The organism is Paraburkholderia sediminicola (assembly GCF_046026855.1).
In the GTDB taxonomy this organism is placed as follows: domain Bacteria; phylum Pseudomonadota; class Gammaproteobacteria; order Burkholderiales; family Burkholderiaceae; genus Paraburkholderia; species Paraburkholderia sediminicola_A.
Genome location: NZ_JAQQET010000059.1, coordinates 13,284 through 28,237, shown reverse-complemented (window position 1 = coordinate 28,237; position 14,954 = coordinate 13,284). Strand labels below are relative to the sequence as shown.

Sequence of the window (14,954 nt, the reverse complement as noted above, 5' to 3'; positions counted from 1 at the left end):
CCGGTCTAATGCCGAACTACCGTAGCTGCCCCTTTGCAGATGTCCCGTTAGTCAGCAATCGAACGAATGACCCTCGCCGGATTTCCACCGACAAGAGTATTCGGTGGAACGTCCTTGGTAACTACCGATCCTGCCGCGACAACCGAGTTCTCGCCTACTGTTACGCCACCGATAATGATCGCCCCAGCTGCGATCCAGACGTTTCTCTCAATCACGATGGGCTTTGCGATTACGCCGTTGCGCCGCTGGGAAGGTTCAATGGGATGGCCAGACGTGATGATGCTCACGTTTGGCCCGATCATCACATCGTCAGCAATGTCGAGTCCGCCAGCTTGCTGTCGATGGCCAGGTTAAACATCGCAAGGTCGCGGGTTCTCGCGGCCAGTTGCAGACGAATCCGTATCGCCCAGATCTCTTTCAGTTTTAGCGGGGGCTTCTGCCCAGTAAGCTTGCCTTTGTTCCAAGGCACCCGTGCCGGGCTGGCGACGGTATTAGCTTCCATGACGATCTCCTTTCCAAGTGAAGGGAGTTCCAGTCTGCGCGAACCACCGGAGGCGACAAACGGCCAGAGAGCGACGGACGCGCAGCGAGCGCGAGTGTCTCTCTTCGTCACGCTTTCAGCATTCGCATCGTCAGCGAATAGAGGCCGCCTCACATGGTCGATGCAAATTTGATTGGCGCCAAATTGGCATCGATTTAATGCAAAGGGCATTATCCACGCCTGCAATTCGGTACCGACAAAACTTGGCTTCTATCTCCCTCCTGGAGCAGTGCTGGGAAAAAGCTTTTGAGCGGCACATAGAAAATTCATGTATTCGAATAGCATATGCGAGTCCGATGATTGATATATTTTAAGAAATAATTATAAATTAGCCTTAACATGAGTGCCGCTGTCCGAATCTCATCCGCAACTCATTCCGCTAAAAAATATGAAAACAAAAGCCTTGTTCTTGAGTGTGCTCATTGGTACGGCGATTTATATGCCGCAACTCAGTTGGGCCGAAACTATTAATGCACAGTCCCACACTTCGGGAATTAGCGTCAACGACGACACACCTGCCATCGCCCGCCTAAAGTCCGCAGCTGCGAAACCTATCACCGTAAGGCCATGGAGTCTTCCAACTACCCGCTTCCAATCGCTGCGAACAACGCGTGATACCACATTTACCGCTGCGACGGTAGCGCCGCCTGTTACAGGCTGTGCGGACATTCAAGTTGGTGCGGCGTACAACGCAAGTACAGCGCCTTCCGGGCAAACAGATTGTTTTGAGTTCGTTGCAGCTGATGTAACCAAGACAGTGGCCTATGTCGTTAATCTCCCATTTAATGAAGAACACGACGCCCACCTGGTCCAGGTCAATTCGGATGGTTCTTTCACGTATCTGGATGACGAACGCGACTCGTCGCAGAACAAAATCGTCGAAGGCATACCCGGCGGTCCTGTCCGACTTTTATTGCTCGTAGACTCACAACAGGGAGCAGGTGGTGCGACGTTCCAGTTTCAAGTGACTGGCACGACCGGCTACGATACGTACGAACCGAACGACTCAATTCTCCACCCGACACAGCTGCCGGGCAATCAACTAATCAACGCGAATCTGGATACTGTAAGCGACGTTGACTATTACGCGATTCAGACATCAAACACACAAACCGCCAATCTGATTACCTTCACAGGATCTGGGACCCAAACCGCCCAGTTGGAGACAGCACCAAACACTTGGGCCTCTCTCACGTCAGGAACAACATACAACGTTACATCGTCCGCCGGCGCTACATTGCTGATGCGCGCTTACGACACGGGGACATCCGCCCCTGCAGGACAGACATACTCGCTGCGCGTTTCAGATGGCGGCGGCACTGCCGGGTTCTATCAGTTCACGGATACCGAAAACATTACGCATCTTGCCCCCGGACACGAAAATGTGGCGCGCACGATAACTCCGGGCGTGATCGCCTGGGACCACACCGGCAATGTTCGACTGCCGCCGGGTGAGCATGTCACCATTCAAGCGTATGACCGCAGTACGACAGGTGCGCTGACGCTGTTGACCACTACCTCGGGCTATACGGGATCCACGGGCACACTTGTTACTCCATTGAACGTAGGAGTCTGCCAAGGGCAAGGGACCAGTACCGGGACTTTTCAAACACTGTCCACGCCGGCTGATCATTGGCAGATCACGTACAACCCCAATTCCTTCGCGGTCGCCTATACGGACAGTCAGGCGCTGAGCGCCAGCTCGTCGTACGCGTACTTCACTCACATCTGCACAGAAACCTACCTCGGCCGATACTAAATAATTCGGCCCGGTGATACCGGGCCGAATCACCGTGCTTACGTCTTGGAATCAGGCTTTCTCCTTAAATCCTAGTGACTGAGTGTCCGATGGCGGAAAGAAGTTCGGCATCGCTGAACTATTCATTTCGAAAATATTCATCTGAAGAACTGCGTGCAAGGACTGCCCCGAAGAGGTCGCGAAAGTGGCAGTGCCGTTCTTCGCAGATTGCACGCTTTGCATAAAACTCAAGAATCCCTTCGCGCTGCCGGGATCTTGAGCGAGATTCAGCGGTGCTCCGCCTGAGGTGCTGTAAGTGCCATCTCTCATCAGCGAAGATTGAGCCCCGGCGCCGAGGTTCTTGAACAGGTCCATAAAGCTCGTCAAATTATCCGCCTGTTTGCTTATGGAGTCGGTCTCGGACTGTGAAAGTGGCTTGCCATCCGCCTTCGCCCAAGTCGTATAACCGGCGACTGCGTCATCATGAAATGATTTCACAGCCTGGACGAGGGATGTATTGCTATTTAGCTTTCCCTGAAGCCAGGTTTTGTCACTGTTACTCATTGTTGTCGAAGAGACAGCAATGGCACCATTGTCCGCCGCGAAGTCGAATTGCGCATTTGCAAGATCCGGCCGTTCTTTTATGACGGACTGCATTGTCGGCACTAGCGCATCAGCAATGCTTTGAGCATCGACTCCCATTTTCAATGGTGCATTCAGTGCATCCAGGTATTTGTCAATACGGGTATGGTCCTGGGTGTCAACGGCACTGACGGTAATCGATGAAGGAGTGGTCTGCGAAGCTGAAACGCCCGGCGTTGGCGCTGCGGAGTTGAGTGCCGAGTCGGATACAGATAGCGTCGTGGAGTTCGCGGAATTTATCGAAATGCTCATGCCATGCTCATTTTTAAGGTTGTGATCGTATTACGGCGGAGTACGGAGAAACTTGAATTGATTTTCTGGCTAAATAAGTATTCCGACGGCCGGCGTGTTAGGCAGCTCACAGCTGCCAATCGAGAAGCATGTTGCCCACCAGATTTTAGAGTGGCGCGCCGACTACAGAGGGCAGCCTCATTCGGATATGTAGTGCCGGTGAACCTTGGTGAAATTGGCCATTGATTTTCGAAAATATCCAAATCGCATAGTTAAGAATGGATATTTATCGATTGTCTTTTTTTCCTGTAGGCCGAATTCAACGACTTCTGCCGCTTGGTTTCTGCTTTGCGGCACCCGCGGTCGGCGATGTAGAGCAGTTTGGCAGCAACGGCCGCGGGCCTGCTTCCGGGCCACTTTCGGTCGTAAGTGAGAAACCGTTAAGGGGCCGCTCAGGGTCGCACTGAGACAAATGACCTCCGCCCCACGACGCTGGCCACCGACCAACGCTGAACTTCCGTAGCCGACCCTTTACGGACCTTCGGCTTTCTCCGATGCGGCCGTTCAAGATGCCAGCCAACTGCGCTGGTAGGATGAAGTTCTTGCTCAACACTCCTATCGCAGTTTATCGGCCAATGAAATTCGAGATTGAGGGAAAGGTCGGCATTTCAGCGCCCAGGCTGGCTCAGATCAGCCGTGCAATAAAGGCATTGCGCAGCTATGGGCCGTCTTCGTACGCCTCTCTGACTAGTGAGAGCGGGAGTTACGTTCAGGTTGCAGGGGGCGGCGTCACTTGCATGGTCGAACACTTTGATGCGGGCACGAGGACGCGTTCAAGAGCCTTCCACGACAAGCCCAATCCAGTGTTCCCGGACGGGACCATATTGGCGTTTAGGGCGGGAAACATTCCGATGCGTTGCGACGAATGGTTCATGTCGATGCAGGTCGTCGACATATTTTCCGCGTTTCTGAATAACGCTTCATTCCCGGCTTATGTTCACTGGCGGCCCGCGCCGGGCTTCTAAGCTGCGTGCGCCCGGGCCATCGAAAAAGCATCCGGACAACTTTGACCATAACCGATGCCTGTGAGTCGGCGATCTGGGCGATCTCGTAGGACGGCTCAAGTTGGCCGCAGTGCGCCTAGCACTGTCCTTTGATTCAGTCGTAGTACGACAGTGCGACCAAAGCGGCTCCATGCTCGCGCGCACGACGCCAGTTCACGAAAGCGCACGCGTCTTGCAAAGCCTCGAATAGGTCTGGACAGCGCCTCCTGAAACTGATGACAGCGCCAAGCTGTATCGCCAACGTCTCTCCCGGCCTGACATGCAAGCTCGTCATCGCAGCCAGGGGCTCATCGAGGTAACTCAAACAGTCAATCAACGCGTCCATGTTGTTGCCATAAAACGCGGGAAAACCAAAGATCTGCGAGAAGACCCGATGGAAGGAAGGCCAGTCTGTAATTTCAGTCGTGTCTACGAACACTTTCGTCATCGCGCTTTTCCGAATTCTGTTGTGCGTCAAAGCGGTTCCCATAGGTACTCCATCGTCGGATTGTCGACGATTCTGGCACCGAGTACCAGTGACCGTTCCTAGCCGGTTGCCGTCGGATGAGCGCGTGCGAGCCGAGACTAAGTAACAGTCGGCTGATGCCCTCAGAGGGGAAGTTCGTGTGCCACAGATTTGCTGCAGCAATGGTGGAAAACCACATCTGACGGGCCATGCGCCTGTCATTTCATCCCCTGAACTCATGGACATCCACGTAGATTTCAATGAAGACAGGTGGGCCGGATTGAATGAATCGTCAGGCCGCAAGGTTCAACTGCCAGGACACACCAAACCGATCGCTGACCCAGCCGAATTGCTGGCTAAATCCGTAATTGTCCAATGGCATCAAAACCTGACCGCCCTCGGACAAGATGCCAAATACACGCTCCAGTTCTATTTTCGCATCGAATTCCACGAAGGTAGAACTCGCAGGCGTGAACGAGAAGTGGTGCTTGATCGGGCTGTCGGAGCACATGAACTCTCGTCCACAAATTGTGAATACCGCGACCTTAATCGTGCCCACTGGACCTGGCTCGCCCTGAGCATAGCGCTCAGCCCGCACCATCCGTGAATCAGGAAATGTGGAGAAATACAAATCCAATGCAGCCTGCGCATCGCCATCTTGAAACATAAAAAAGGGTCTGGCTATTGTCATGAAGCACCTCGATGGTGGGATTGATTTGAAGTCTAAATTCAGTAGTTGCTGCGAGCAGCCTTGAGGAGTTCAAGAATGCTCGACGCGTGGCTCAATTTAGATCCGTCCGATCTTGCGACCCAGTATGCCATTCGTGACAACCGCGAGCGGCCGTACTACGAACATTAGATCGCAGCCTGGCTGGGCGGTGATGCCGCGCAGTTCGAGCCTGCCCTCCGCGTCGGCAAAGCAACTTTGGGCGTCCCAATTCGACACGTTTCTTCCGTTCGCGCCCTTTCGCCGCAACGACGCCTTTCCGCTGGATTGTGTTGAAAAAGTCTTGTTTTGGATCAGGGCGCTGGAGTTGGCACGACGTTATCGAGTTGTGACGATCGGCGAAGCGGTGAATTTGAGCGAGGCAAGCATGGGTCGGGTCGGGCAGTAATCAACGCTGTGCGGCCGGTCGGCCATCACGGTGCAACGTGGTCGAGCGCACAGACGACCGATGGAGCTTCGTGGTCTGGTTGAGGGGTTTGGACTCCCCGCCCCAACAGGAGTATCCCGTTCAGACTGCGCAACCATAATGATGAGTACATGGATACATGAGCTGCCGTTATGGTTGATGGCGCTTGTCACTTTCGGTGCGATATTTCTCGCGGGCGCGACCATCCATCTCGTCACCGGATGGCTTGCTGCCGGTCGACATGGGCGATCATTCAAGGCAATTTCGCCTGGTCTGCTTTCTCCGCTCGGTATCATATTTGGCTTATTTATCGCCTTCACGGCCTCGCAGGTCTGGAACGATACAGCGCGAGCCAATGTCGCGGTGGCCACTGAAGCGAGTGCGCTGCGATCGGTTATTGTCATGTCTGCCGTTTTGCCAGAAGAAGCCCAGACCGAGCTGCGAAGGATGGTCCGAGACTACATCCAGTACACCGCGACGACTGAATGGCCGCTCGTGGCGAAGGGAGCCGTCACACTTAACGTTACTCCTCCCACGCTGTACAACGCACTGAAGTTCACGCTATCCCTGCCAGTCGTTACGCCCGGGCAGCAGACGGCGCAGCACGAGGTCGCAGCGTCCCTGCAGCATGCTCTCGAAGTGCGTAGCGAGCGCATCCTGATCAGTCGCAGCGAAGTGAATGGTGTCAAATGGTTATGCCTGGCGTTTCTGGCGGTGTGCCTGCTGTTCGCCATCGCGTTCGTTCATTGCGACAACCGGCTGACATCTGCCGTGGCCATCGGTCTGTTTTCGGTGGCACTCGCCACAACCGTTTTGCTCATCCTCTCCCATGATCGGCCCTTTACAGGGGAAGTCGCGCTGACGCCGGAGCCGTTGTTGCAGGTGATGCCTGAGGATCGCTGACCGTTGTCGGGCGATGCTGTTGAAAAGTCACGACACGCAATCTTCCCACCGCCGGTAAGAAAATCGATTTCTCACATCGGCCTACAAGCCGCTCGCAGGACTCGGTTAAGGGTTGAACGATCTTTGCAGACCTCGCGACGTTGACCTCCGCCGACTTTTTCAACAGCATCCGCTGTAGAACGCTCATTCAACCTTTCGCCTCGGCCCGGCGTACCCGCAGGGTCAACATCGATTGTTGAAGCAACTTGTCTCAGACGCTAGATGGTTTCGGACGGCCGAGCTTTACCATTTGCCGGAACATGCGGCGCAACGCGGCTGGCGATCTTCAGTACATTGCTCACGCCTGGACGGATCTCGAGTTTCCCGGCTTCGATATGCGGCACATATCAGCGAGTCTCGGTTGGTTGTTGTATGTCTCAAAGTGGCTGAACCCAGCCGGATGACGACCGACCCGGTTCGACCCGCTGCCGCCCTCAGCTTTCTCCAAAGCGGCCGTTGGAGGCTATGCTTTCCACCCCCTCATCCAATTTGAACAGTAGTCTCGTGATCACCCGCCGAGAAACGGCTCAACTTCTTCGTCAGCGACGATAGTGCGCGCTTCAGACAGAAAGACGCCCGCAGCCAGCAGGAGACCAGCCGCCATGCTGGCATAGAGTGCGATAAAACGTTTCTATCTGTGTTTGCAGAACGGGACATGCGTGAAGGCACAGGAGTCTCCGCAGTCATGAGCCGGAATCTGGTCCGTTCGCCAGCCGAAATTGTAAGAGGAACGCGCCTGCACCCCGTACAAATGAGCATTGAATGTCCATTTGCCGCTCGGCCCTCTTGTGTGAGTCGACTGTTCGGCCGTTGCTGTCATTCAGGCAACGAGCTCGGTGAGGTTGCTATAGGTTGCTTTCCTGCCGTTCGCGCATCGACTGTTCCCCATGTCCTTGTCTCGACGTCAGCGCGAGCGTGCTCGCCACCCGCTGCGAACGGCGGATCAAGCGCCATCCAGCAGGCGGAGATGTCGGCGAGCGCATAGGTTCGTCCGACCCGCGTCAACAAGAACCTTCGTGGACTCGTCATATTTGCGGGCCCCTGCAGGATATGACATATTCACCGCCAACCGCTTCTAGCGAGACCCCTTTAGTTCGGAGGTCCACTGACGGAAACACAATATACTTCCTATCAGTGACAAGCGAATCCGCAGCAAGCTCGAAGCCGCCGACTTTCCGGTAGTCAACGCGATCCTGTCGCTGCGGAAAAACTGACGCTGGCAGTTGAGCCAGCCACACTGGAGACAAGGAGCGCAAGCGGTGACGAAGCAAGAACTATTGACGATCATTTCCTTCGCCGAGAAGGCGCGCACGTTGTCAAACGAGTGTCTGGGGATCAACGAGGCAACCTGGGACATTCTGCTTTTCGTAATCCGCAGGCATTTGGAGAACAAGCTGGTTACAGTAACCAGCCTGGCACACGCCGCGAATATGCCCTACAGCACGGCAGTGCGAAAGATCGACCAGATGCTCGCGGAGGAACTGATCATCAAGCGCGAGCGCACTACGACCGGGAAATCGTTCTCCCTGCATCCCAGTGAGGACATGCTAGCCCGCTTTCACGACTATGCACTGCGGATGAAGGACATAGTCGCTCAGACCTTTGGGTTTCCAACCGACGGCGAGGGACGCAGTAACTACTATTTCGGTGCGTCCTATATGGCCGCCAACATTATCTCGGGACCTGCAATCCTGCGGCAGGGCATCGGGGTCAAGAATACGATGCGGTTTCTATTCACCGACGACCCGACGTTTCTCATTCTGGCGGGGGCTCAAAAGGAACTCGAGCAATGGTTGGGTGGTAAGGTCGAGATCACTTGCGCATCGATAGACGATGTTCGAACACTGACCCTCGCCGATGCCCGGCGGGCAGTTTCTCATTACGACATCATCGACTTCGACATGCCGTTGATCGGCGAATATGCGGAGAAGTGTGTACTGATGCCGATTGATGCTCTGCTCGAAAGTAGCAACATACATCCCTCCGACTTCCATCCGGCAAGCTGGAATGCCGCGAGCTACGATGAAGTACGGTACGGCGTTCCAATCGAGCCAACCGCCGAGCTATTTTTTTATCGGACAGATATCTTCGAATCTCTCGGTCTCGCGCCTCCCACAACCATCGACGAAACATTGCGGGCTCTTCGTCTACTAAAGAAGGAGCGTCCGGACATCGCCGGAGTCGCTTTTTGTGCGGCACGCGGAACCGCAATCGCGCAAACGTTCTTACAATTATTGGGTGACTTCGGCCGGTCACCGCTTGATTTGCCGATGATCGACGAGGATTTCGACCTTTCCCAACTTTCTCGGGGGCGGATCGCATGCGTGATCGACAGCCCGGAAGGCCTTGCGACAGCAGAGTATCTTCTCGCTCTCAAGGAATTCGCCCCACGAAACCTACTGGACCTCGCTTGGGACGACGTCGCACAACTGTATGCCGAAGGGAAGATTGCGACTGCATACATCTGGTCGGTTCGCGCAGCGCGCTTCGAGTTTAACCCGGCGTCGGCTGCCTACAGGCGGTCTGGTTATCTTCCTCATCCGCGTGCGGGGGGAGCACGATGCATCTCGCCAATGGGTGGATATGCTCTTGGTATCCCCAGGAACATTGATCCGAAACGTGTCGAGATGGCGTGGCGCGTTGTCCAATATCTTACGTCTCCCGAACTGATCAAGTATTACGTCCAGAATGGCTGCCTGGTCAGTCCGCGCTTTAGCGTCAGTGCAGATCCTGAGGTCAAGGGCATGAGTGGCGTCATCGAGACGATAGATACACTCGCGCAAAACGATCAACTGAAGTATTGGCAGCGTCCCCCAATCCCGGAGTTTTCAGGGATGGTGTCTATCCTCGGCGAGGAGATTCATCGAATGATGCGCGGCGAGCTCACGCCAAAAGAAGCGGTGGTCCGGTCTCAACAACGTATCGACCGCATCCTTCAGGCTCGCCAGAGTTAAGGCAACCGGTTATGCAGAGAGTCCGCGCGTTCGCTCGGAATTGAGGTTCAGGACCCCGCGCTCAAGATGACCAGGGCTTTCAGCGCCGAAAACGATTCCTCCAGGGCGAGCCTGATAGACGAAATCAAGTATCTATATAGGACATCCAGAAAATTTCCGTCGGGCGCAATGTCAGGCGTGTGTCTCATTCATTTCGAAATCAGCGTGGACCGCAACCGAATACAACATCTGCGTCGAGATACTTACCGTCCTCGCTAATGTTGCGCATCGCCATTTCCCCTGTGATACAGCATCGAGTTCAACGATAAAACTCGCAGGTGCGAAGAGAAATGCACTGTCGTGAAATGACTTTCTTCACGAGAAGTAAAGAGAAACGCAGCGCGTGTGACCCAGGATCTGCTCGAGTGGGTCGCAACAGTCAAGGGGCTTCTTCGCAGTATTGGGCGAGAGATTCGACGATCGCTGCGTCGCAGCAAGCTGGAGGCCGGGTGCGCACCAATGCGAACAGGATGCCGGCCACTGTTCCGCGACAGGCCGGACCGTCCATAAAAAGTCCAAAATGAACTTTTCTCAAAGTGGACACCTACGCGCTTTGATTTTGTTTGCCCGTCTTCAATAATCAGAGCGCAGTTTTCCACGTAGAGGAACAAAAAATGGCGGATAGGTGGAGTGAGATAGAGTTGTTCGTCCTGACTGCCGAACTGGGCAGCCTCTCGAAAGCTGCCGATAGACTCGACATGTCGAACGCTTCGGCAAGTCGCACGCTGAGCGCGCTCGAAGAACGTCTGGGGGCGCGCCTCATAGAACGAACTACCCGGAGGATGTGGCTGACCGACGTTGGGCATGATTACCACCGGAGATGTTCCGCAATGCTTGCAGAAATGGCAGAGGCAGAATCGATTGTCTCCGACGAATGCGTGGTCGCTCGCGGCGTTTTACGGGTAACGAGTTCAGTCTCGTTCGCGATGATGCACATTGCCCCAGCACTCCCCGAGTTCAGGAAGAGGTACCCGGACCTTTCCGTGCAGATTGTGGCGGCGAATCAATATCAGGATTTCATCGAGGCGGGGATCGATGTGGCAATACGTACCAAGGAGCATGAACACGACTCCGGAATCACCGTGCGGAAGCTCGCCGAAACCCGGCGAGTGATCGCTGCCTCACCGGCCTATCTACAACTGCACGGACGTCCTCGTACACCGGAAGATCTGGAGAAACATCAGATGCTGGTGTACAACCTCGCAGCCGATCCCTATATGCTTCACCTACGCAAGGGAGAAGAGGAACGTCACATCCGGATCGAAAGCGTGCTCGATTCAAACGAAGGCCAAGTCATCGTTGGCGCTGGTAGAGCAGGCCTGGGAATGGTCATCCAGCCTTTGTACATCATCTACGATGACATTGTGTCGGGGAGGATCATCCCGGTTCTTGAGGACTGGAAGCTGCCGCCGCTCACGATCAATCTTGCGTATCAGAGCCGTAAGTATCAGCCCGCAAAAATTCGCGCTTTCACAGAGTTCCTCATCGAACGGGTGAAGAATCTGGACCTGGAAAAACGATGGCTGGCGGAGGCTGCGTGACTGGTCGTATGCGCCGACCTGGCACATGCCCGGTTTATCCATGATGTTGAAACAGGCAGACGCCGATCATCGGCAAGGCGCGCTTCCGTCCCATGCATTCTGAAGCAAGGACCGAAGTGACTCGCGTTCAATCGGGCGTGGATTCCAGTACGGGTTGGACAGAGCGATCTCGCATGCTCGATCCAGGTCAGATTCCTGCATTCCTATCTCGCGCAACCCCGAAGGGATGTTGAGTTCACGCCCCAACTCGAAGACTCCACGCGCGGCGCTTTCACTTCCGAGGGCCCGGGAAATTCGGGACATCGCATCAGGCGCAGCGTCGCTGTTGTATGCCAGCGCGTGGGGCAACACGATAGCGTGTGTTTCCGCATGTGGCATATTGAAACTGCCACCAAGGGTATGACAGAGCTTGTGATGCAGAGCCATCCCCACATGGCCCAGTACATTTCCGCACATCCACGCGCCGTAAAGGCAATCACTGCGTGCCGACAGGTTGTTGGGGTCTTGTTTGATGCAGCGCAATCCTACGGCCAACGCACGTATTCCGTCCTCTGCCATGAGCGACATAACAGGATTGCCATCGCGTGCGTAGAGTCCTTCCGCGGCGTGAGCGATTGCATTAAGGCCGCTCACGAACGACAAGCCGAGCGGTAAGCTCAACGACAACATCGGATCGTAGATGACAGTCTTGGGCAGAACTCGCGCGTCACGTCCTGTACGCTTTAGTCCATCCTCTGTGAGCCCATAGATGGGCGTCATCTCGGAGCCAGCATAGGTAGTTGGAATCGCAATGATCGGCAAACTCGACTCAAGGGCGATCGCTTTGCCGAGACCGATCGTAGATCCTCCGCCTATCGCAACCGCGCAGTCGGCCCCGACGCTTCGCGCATGGTCGCGTGCACGCCTTGCAATTTCAATCGGCACGTGCATCTGCGCTTCCGCAAATACGCTTGCGCTCAGCGGCCCCAGCAAATGCGCAACTTCGGTTGCCTGTCCTTCCTGCTCCGGGGTGCAAAGGATGAGAGACTTTTGAGCGCCGAGCGCGTAGACCTCTTCCGCAACACGCGCGAGAGCACCCGAGCCAAAGACTACTTTCGAAGACTGCGAGGTGTAAACGAAATCGTACATCGAAGCATCCTTACCTGTCGTTATGCGCGGTTGGGGTTGAGTAGGCGTCGAGCAAGTCACCAGTTCAAAGGCCTATCTGGCGCCATGTTTTCTTGTTCTGTCATTGATCGAGAGCGGCGGTTTTGTGCTTCCGCCCTTCAACTTCGCGGAACTGCTGCATCGTTGTGTCGAACGCCCGTGCCGCCATTTCATTCAGCGGTAGTTTCCGCAATTCGGTAGAGATGATTTCCACGCCGTACCATTCGCCATTGAATCCAGCGTTTTGCACCGCTTCGATGAAGCCCGGATTGTCGAGGTCACCTTCGCCACACAGCTTGCGGCGGAAGACCGTGTCTTCGAGCAAGCTTCCCTCGGTTGCCGAGTTCGCGTCGTCGAGTTCAACCGCCTTGATGAATTGCGGCGGGATCTTTGCAATTTCGCTGAAGTCGATACCGCCGCGAACCATGTGCCAGATATCCAGGAGGAGGCCTCCATTCGGCTGATTGGCTTCCTGCACAATAGCTAAACCATTTTCTAGCGTATTCACGATCGAAAATGGCATCACTTCAATCGACACGTTTGAACCAACCTCGGCGGCCTCCAGACACAGCTTCGCGAACTCATCCGCCATCCGGACGAAGTTTGGCGAGCGCTGATCGAGCACGCTCGCAGCAACCTTCACATTCTTCATGCCCAGCTTGGCACCGAGTTCAAAAATCACGCGGCGAGCGCGATCCGATACTGCGCGTTCTGGACCATCCCGGTACCAGTCAACGAGGAACTCAAGCTCAAAGTGCCTGATCCCATTGTCTTCGAGCATATGCTTGACAGTGTCGGAGCTGATCTTGTCGAGCGTCGCCACCAGGTCCTCGTGAATAACGCCGATGCCTCGCCAGCCCGCTTTAGATGCAGCCTCGATCCGTGCCTGTAACGAGTAAGGACTGATCGATGGGCGGAGCGGATCCACGTCTCCGGCAAGAGTCCAGTATGCGGCCAGCAGATCAGTGTCACGTGTGCTCACTTGGCTTACTCCAAAAAGCGAAATTTGAATATCTAATGATGGGCGCGAGAGTCGAACGGGCGATGTCAGGCTCTCAAGACACAATAATCGCGGAGCAAAGCCCGGACGGGAGACGTTGCAAATGTCCCCGGCGTCCTTTTTGTGCTGGCCGACTGGAGATCGGCAATCGTCATACAGGCACCAGTTCTGCGAAACGATTGTTAATACGGTTGCCCGAGGCGTCCAGTTCGTCCAGTCGTTCCTCGAGTTGTTCATAAAGGAGTTTGCCGGCGCGTTTTTTGAACTCGCCAGCCACCAACACCGTGTCGACGTTTGCCGCGCTTCCTTGCATCAGCACAGCAGACACAGGATCGTGCACCGGTCGCATACTCAATCCGTCTGCGCGGATCAAAACGACGTCGGCCTGCTTTCCTGGCGTCAGTGATCCGACCCGGTCCTGCAGCCCTAGCGCCTCGGCGCCGCGAATCGTTATCCAACTGAGCGCTTCGGATGTGGAAATCGTGGAATGAGCGGGCAACTGTCCGCCGTCCGCCCGAGCTCGTGCATTGTCCAACGCTCGCTGCGAGGCCAGCGCTACGCGTGCTACTGTGAACATGTCACCCGCGATGGCTGACTCAAGGTCGACTCCAAGCGAGGGCGCACCGCCTGCATCACGTAAACGACCTGTTATCGGATGGCCGTGTCCCTGAGTCATTTCGGTCTCGGGCGCGACAGAGAATGTGACGCCGCGACCGACCATCATCCGAAGTTGCGCGGCACTTAAGTTGTTACCATGAACGACGTTGGTGGTCGGGCCAAGAAGGTCACGCTCGGCCAGACGTTCCCAGCCATCCGGTGTTTTCGCTTCGAGCCCTGCGCAGTGCATGCTGGCGATCAGCTTGAACTCGGCTGCAAGCTGGAAATCGTGCTCCGACACCTCGTAAGTCGAGTAATGAGGACCAAGGATCGCCATGCCGAGTCCGACTCGCGCGTCGCGGCTTGTGAACCTGTTCTTCACCAGGCGCTCGATTTCGCTGCGCGGATGGGGGATCTCGCTGAAGTGCTTCTGACCAGGTTTTGGATCTGGCTTGGGCGAACCGTGAAAATAGACCGCGCGAATCCCGGATTCGAGCAACCCGTCAATCGCACGGTCTGTGTGTTCAGGCGTCGAATTGTTGTGGCACCAATCGCCCAGTGTGGTCGTGCCAAGATTCAACTGATTGAGCGCGCCCAGCAACGTACCGATGTAAAGGTCATTCGGATTGAACAACGTGGCGAGTCCGGCATGAACACTGCGGAAATAGGTGGGCAGCGTCCAGTTTGCTGCCACTCCGCGAAGCGCGGTCTGCCACGTGTGCATATGCGCGTTGATGAGCCCCGGGATGACAATGCACCCGGTAGCGTCGAGTAGCTGTGCATCATGCGCCTGGATCGACGGTCCCACCGCGACGATCAGGTCGTTCTCGATCAATACGTCGAAGCGGCCATTGCCGATGGCCGGATCCATCGTGATGACATGACCGCCTGTAATCAGCAGCTTCATCGACGCGTCTCCTTTCTATGAATTGGGGGCATAC

Annotated in this window: 12 protein-coding genes and 2 pseudogenes; 6 read left to right on the top strand and 8 right to left on the bottom strand. The window is 55.4% G+C overall.

The features are described 5' to 3' along the window. Positions 1-47 precede the first annotated feature (47 nt). Together PQR40_RS37875 and PQR40_RS37870 are read right to left on the bottom strand one after the other, a co-directional pair. Positions 48-329: pseudogene (locus PQR40_RS37875) on the bottom strand (DapH/DapD/GlmU-related protein); the annotation flags it as partial. Then, positions 329-502, bottom strand: a pseudogene (locus PQR40_RS37870) (integrase); the annotation flags it as partial. The pseudogenes PQR40_RS37870 and PQR40_RS37875, both read right to left, overlap by 1 nt. 427 nt (positions 503-929) lie before the next feature. Here PQR40_RS37870 and PQR40_RS37865 point away from each other — a divergent pair. Then, the gene (locus PQR40_RS37865; protein ID WP_408391425.1) at positions 930-2,300 is read left to right on the top strand and encodes a hypothetical protein; all 1,371 of its coding nucleotides are present in this window, start codon (positions 930-932) and stop codon (positions 2,298-2,300) included. A gap of 51 nt (positions 2,301-2,351) precedes the next feature. Here PQR40_RS37865 and PQR40_RS37860 read toward each other — a convergent pair whose 3' ends face one another. Beyond that, positions 2,352-3,173, bottom strand: coding sequence for a hypothetical protein (locus tag PQR40_RS37860; protein ID WP_408208699.1), 822 nt, complete (start codon positions 3,171-3,173; stop codon positions 2,352-2,354). A 614-nt stretch (positions 3,174-3,787) separates the two neighbouring features. Between PQR40_RS37860 and PQR40_RS37855 the strand changes: the two genes are divergently transcribed. After that, positions 3,788-4,177: a hypothetical protein gene (locus PQR40_RS37855; RefSeq protein ID WP_120308249.1), complete on the top strand. Its 390-nt coding sequence runs from the start codon at positions 3,788-3,790 to the stop codon at positions 4,175-4,177. A 133-nt stretch (positions 4,178-4,310) separates the two neighbouring features. On the opposite strand, the gene PQR40_RS37850 is transcribed toward PQR40_RS37855, so the two are convergent. Both PQR40_RS37850 and PQR40_RS37845 read right to left on the bottom strand, forming a co-directional pair. Beyond that, positions 4,311-4,643 carry a barstar family protein gene (locus tag PQR40_RS37850; protein WP_408511181.1) on the bottom strand — a complete coding sequence of 111 codons (333 nt, stop codon included), beginning with the start codon at positions 4,641-4,643 and terminating at the stop codon, positions 4,311-4,313. A 310-nt stretch (positions 4,644-4,953) separates the two neighbouring features. Next, positions 4,954-5,352, bottom strand: coding sequence for a VOC family protein (locus PQR40_RS37845; RefSeq protein WP_408242338.1), 399 nt, complete (start codon positions 5,350-5,352; stop codon positions 4,954-4,956). Positions 5,353-5,476: 124 nt separating this feature from the next. Between PQR40_RS37845 and PQR40_RS37840 the strand changes: the two genes are divergently transcribed. The 4 genes from PQR40_RS37840 (at position 5,477) to PQR40_RS37825 (ending at position 11,270) form a co-directional block, all read left to right on the top strand. After that, positions 5,477-5,776, top strand: coding sequence for a hypothetical protein (locus PQR40_RS37840; protein ID WP_408391432.1), 300 nt, complete (start codon positions 5,477-5,479; stop codon positions 5,774-5,776). A gap of 177 nt (positions 5,777-5,953) precedes the next feature. After that, positions 5,954-6,697: a bestrophin-like domain gene (locus tag PQR40_RS37835; RefSeq protein ID WP_408391435.1), complete on the top strand. Its 744-nt coding sequence runs from the start codon at positions 5,954-5,956 to the stop codon at positions 6,695-6,697. 1,298 nt (positions 6,698-7,995) lie between these two features. Then, positions 7,996-9,690, top strand: a complete 1,695-nt coding sequence (locus PQR40_RS37830; RefSeq protein ID WP_408511180.1) for an ABC transporter substrate-binding protein — start codon at positions 7,996-7,998, stop codon at positions 9,688-9,690. Positions 9,691-10,343: 653 nt separating this feature from the next. Continuing rightward, the gene (locus PQR40_RS37825) at positions 10,344-11,270 is read left to right on the top strand and encodes a LysR family transcriptional regulator (protein WP_408242012.1); all 927 of its coding nucleotides are present in this window, start codon (positions 10,344-10,346) and stop codon (positions 11,268-11,270) included. 66 nt (positions 11,271-11,336) lie between these two features. Here PQR40_RS37825 and PQR40_RS37820 read toward each other — a convergent pair whose 3' ends face one another. The 3 genes from PQR40_RS37820 to PQR40_RS37810 form a co-directional block, all read right to left on the bottom strand. Beyond that, positions 11,337-12,398 (bottom strand): maleylacetate reductase, encoded by a 1,062-nt coding sequence (locus PQR40_RS37820; RefSeq protein ID WP_408391438.1) that lies wholly within the window; start codon positions 12,396-12,398, stop codon positions 11,337-11,339. A gap of 100 nt (positions 12,399-12,498) precedes the next feature. Further along, positions 12,499-13,398 (bottom strand): sugar phosphate isomerase/epimerase family protein, encoded by a 900-nt coding sequence (locus tag PQR40_RS37815; protein WP_408340815.1) that lies wholly within the window; start codon positions 13,396-13,398, stop codon positions 12,499-12,501. Positions 13,399-13,567: 169 nt separating this feature from the next. Beyond that, positions 13,568-14,920, bottom strand: a complete 1,353-nt coding sequence (locus tag PQR40_RS37810) for an amidohydrolase family protein (protein WP_408242018.1) — start codon at positions 14,918-14,920, stop codon at positions 13,568-13,570. Positions 14,921-14,954 lie beyond the last annotated feature (34 nt).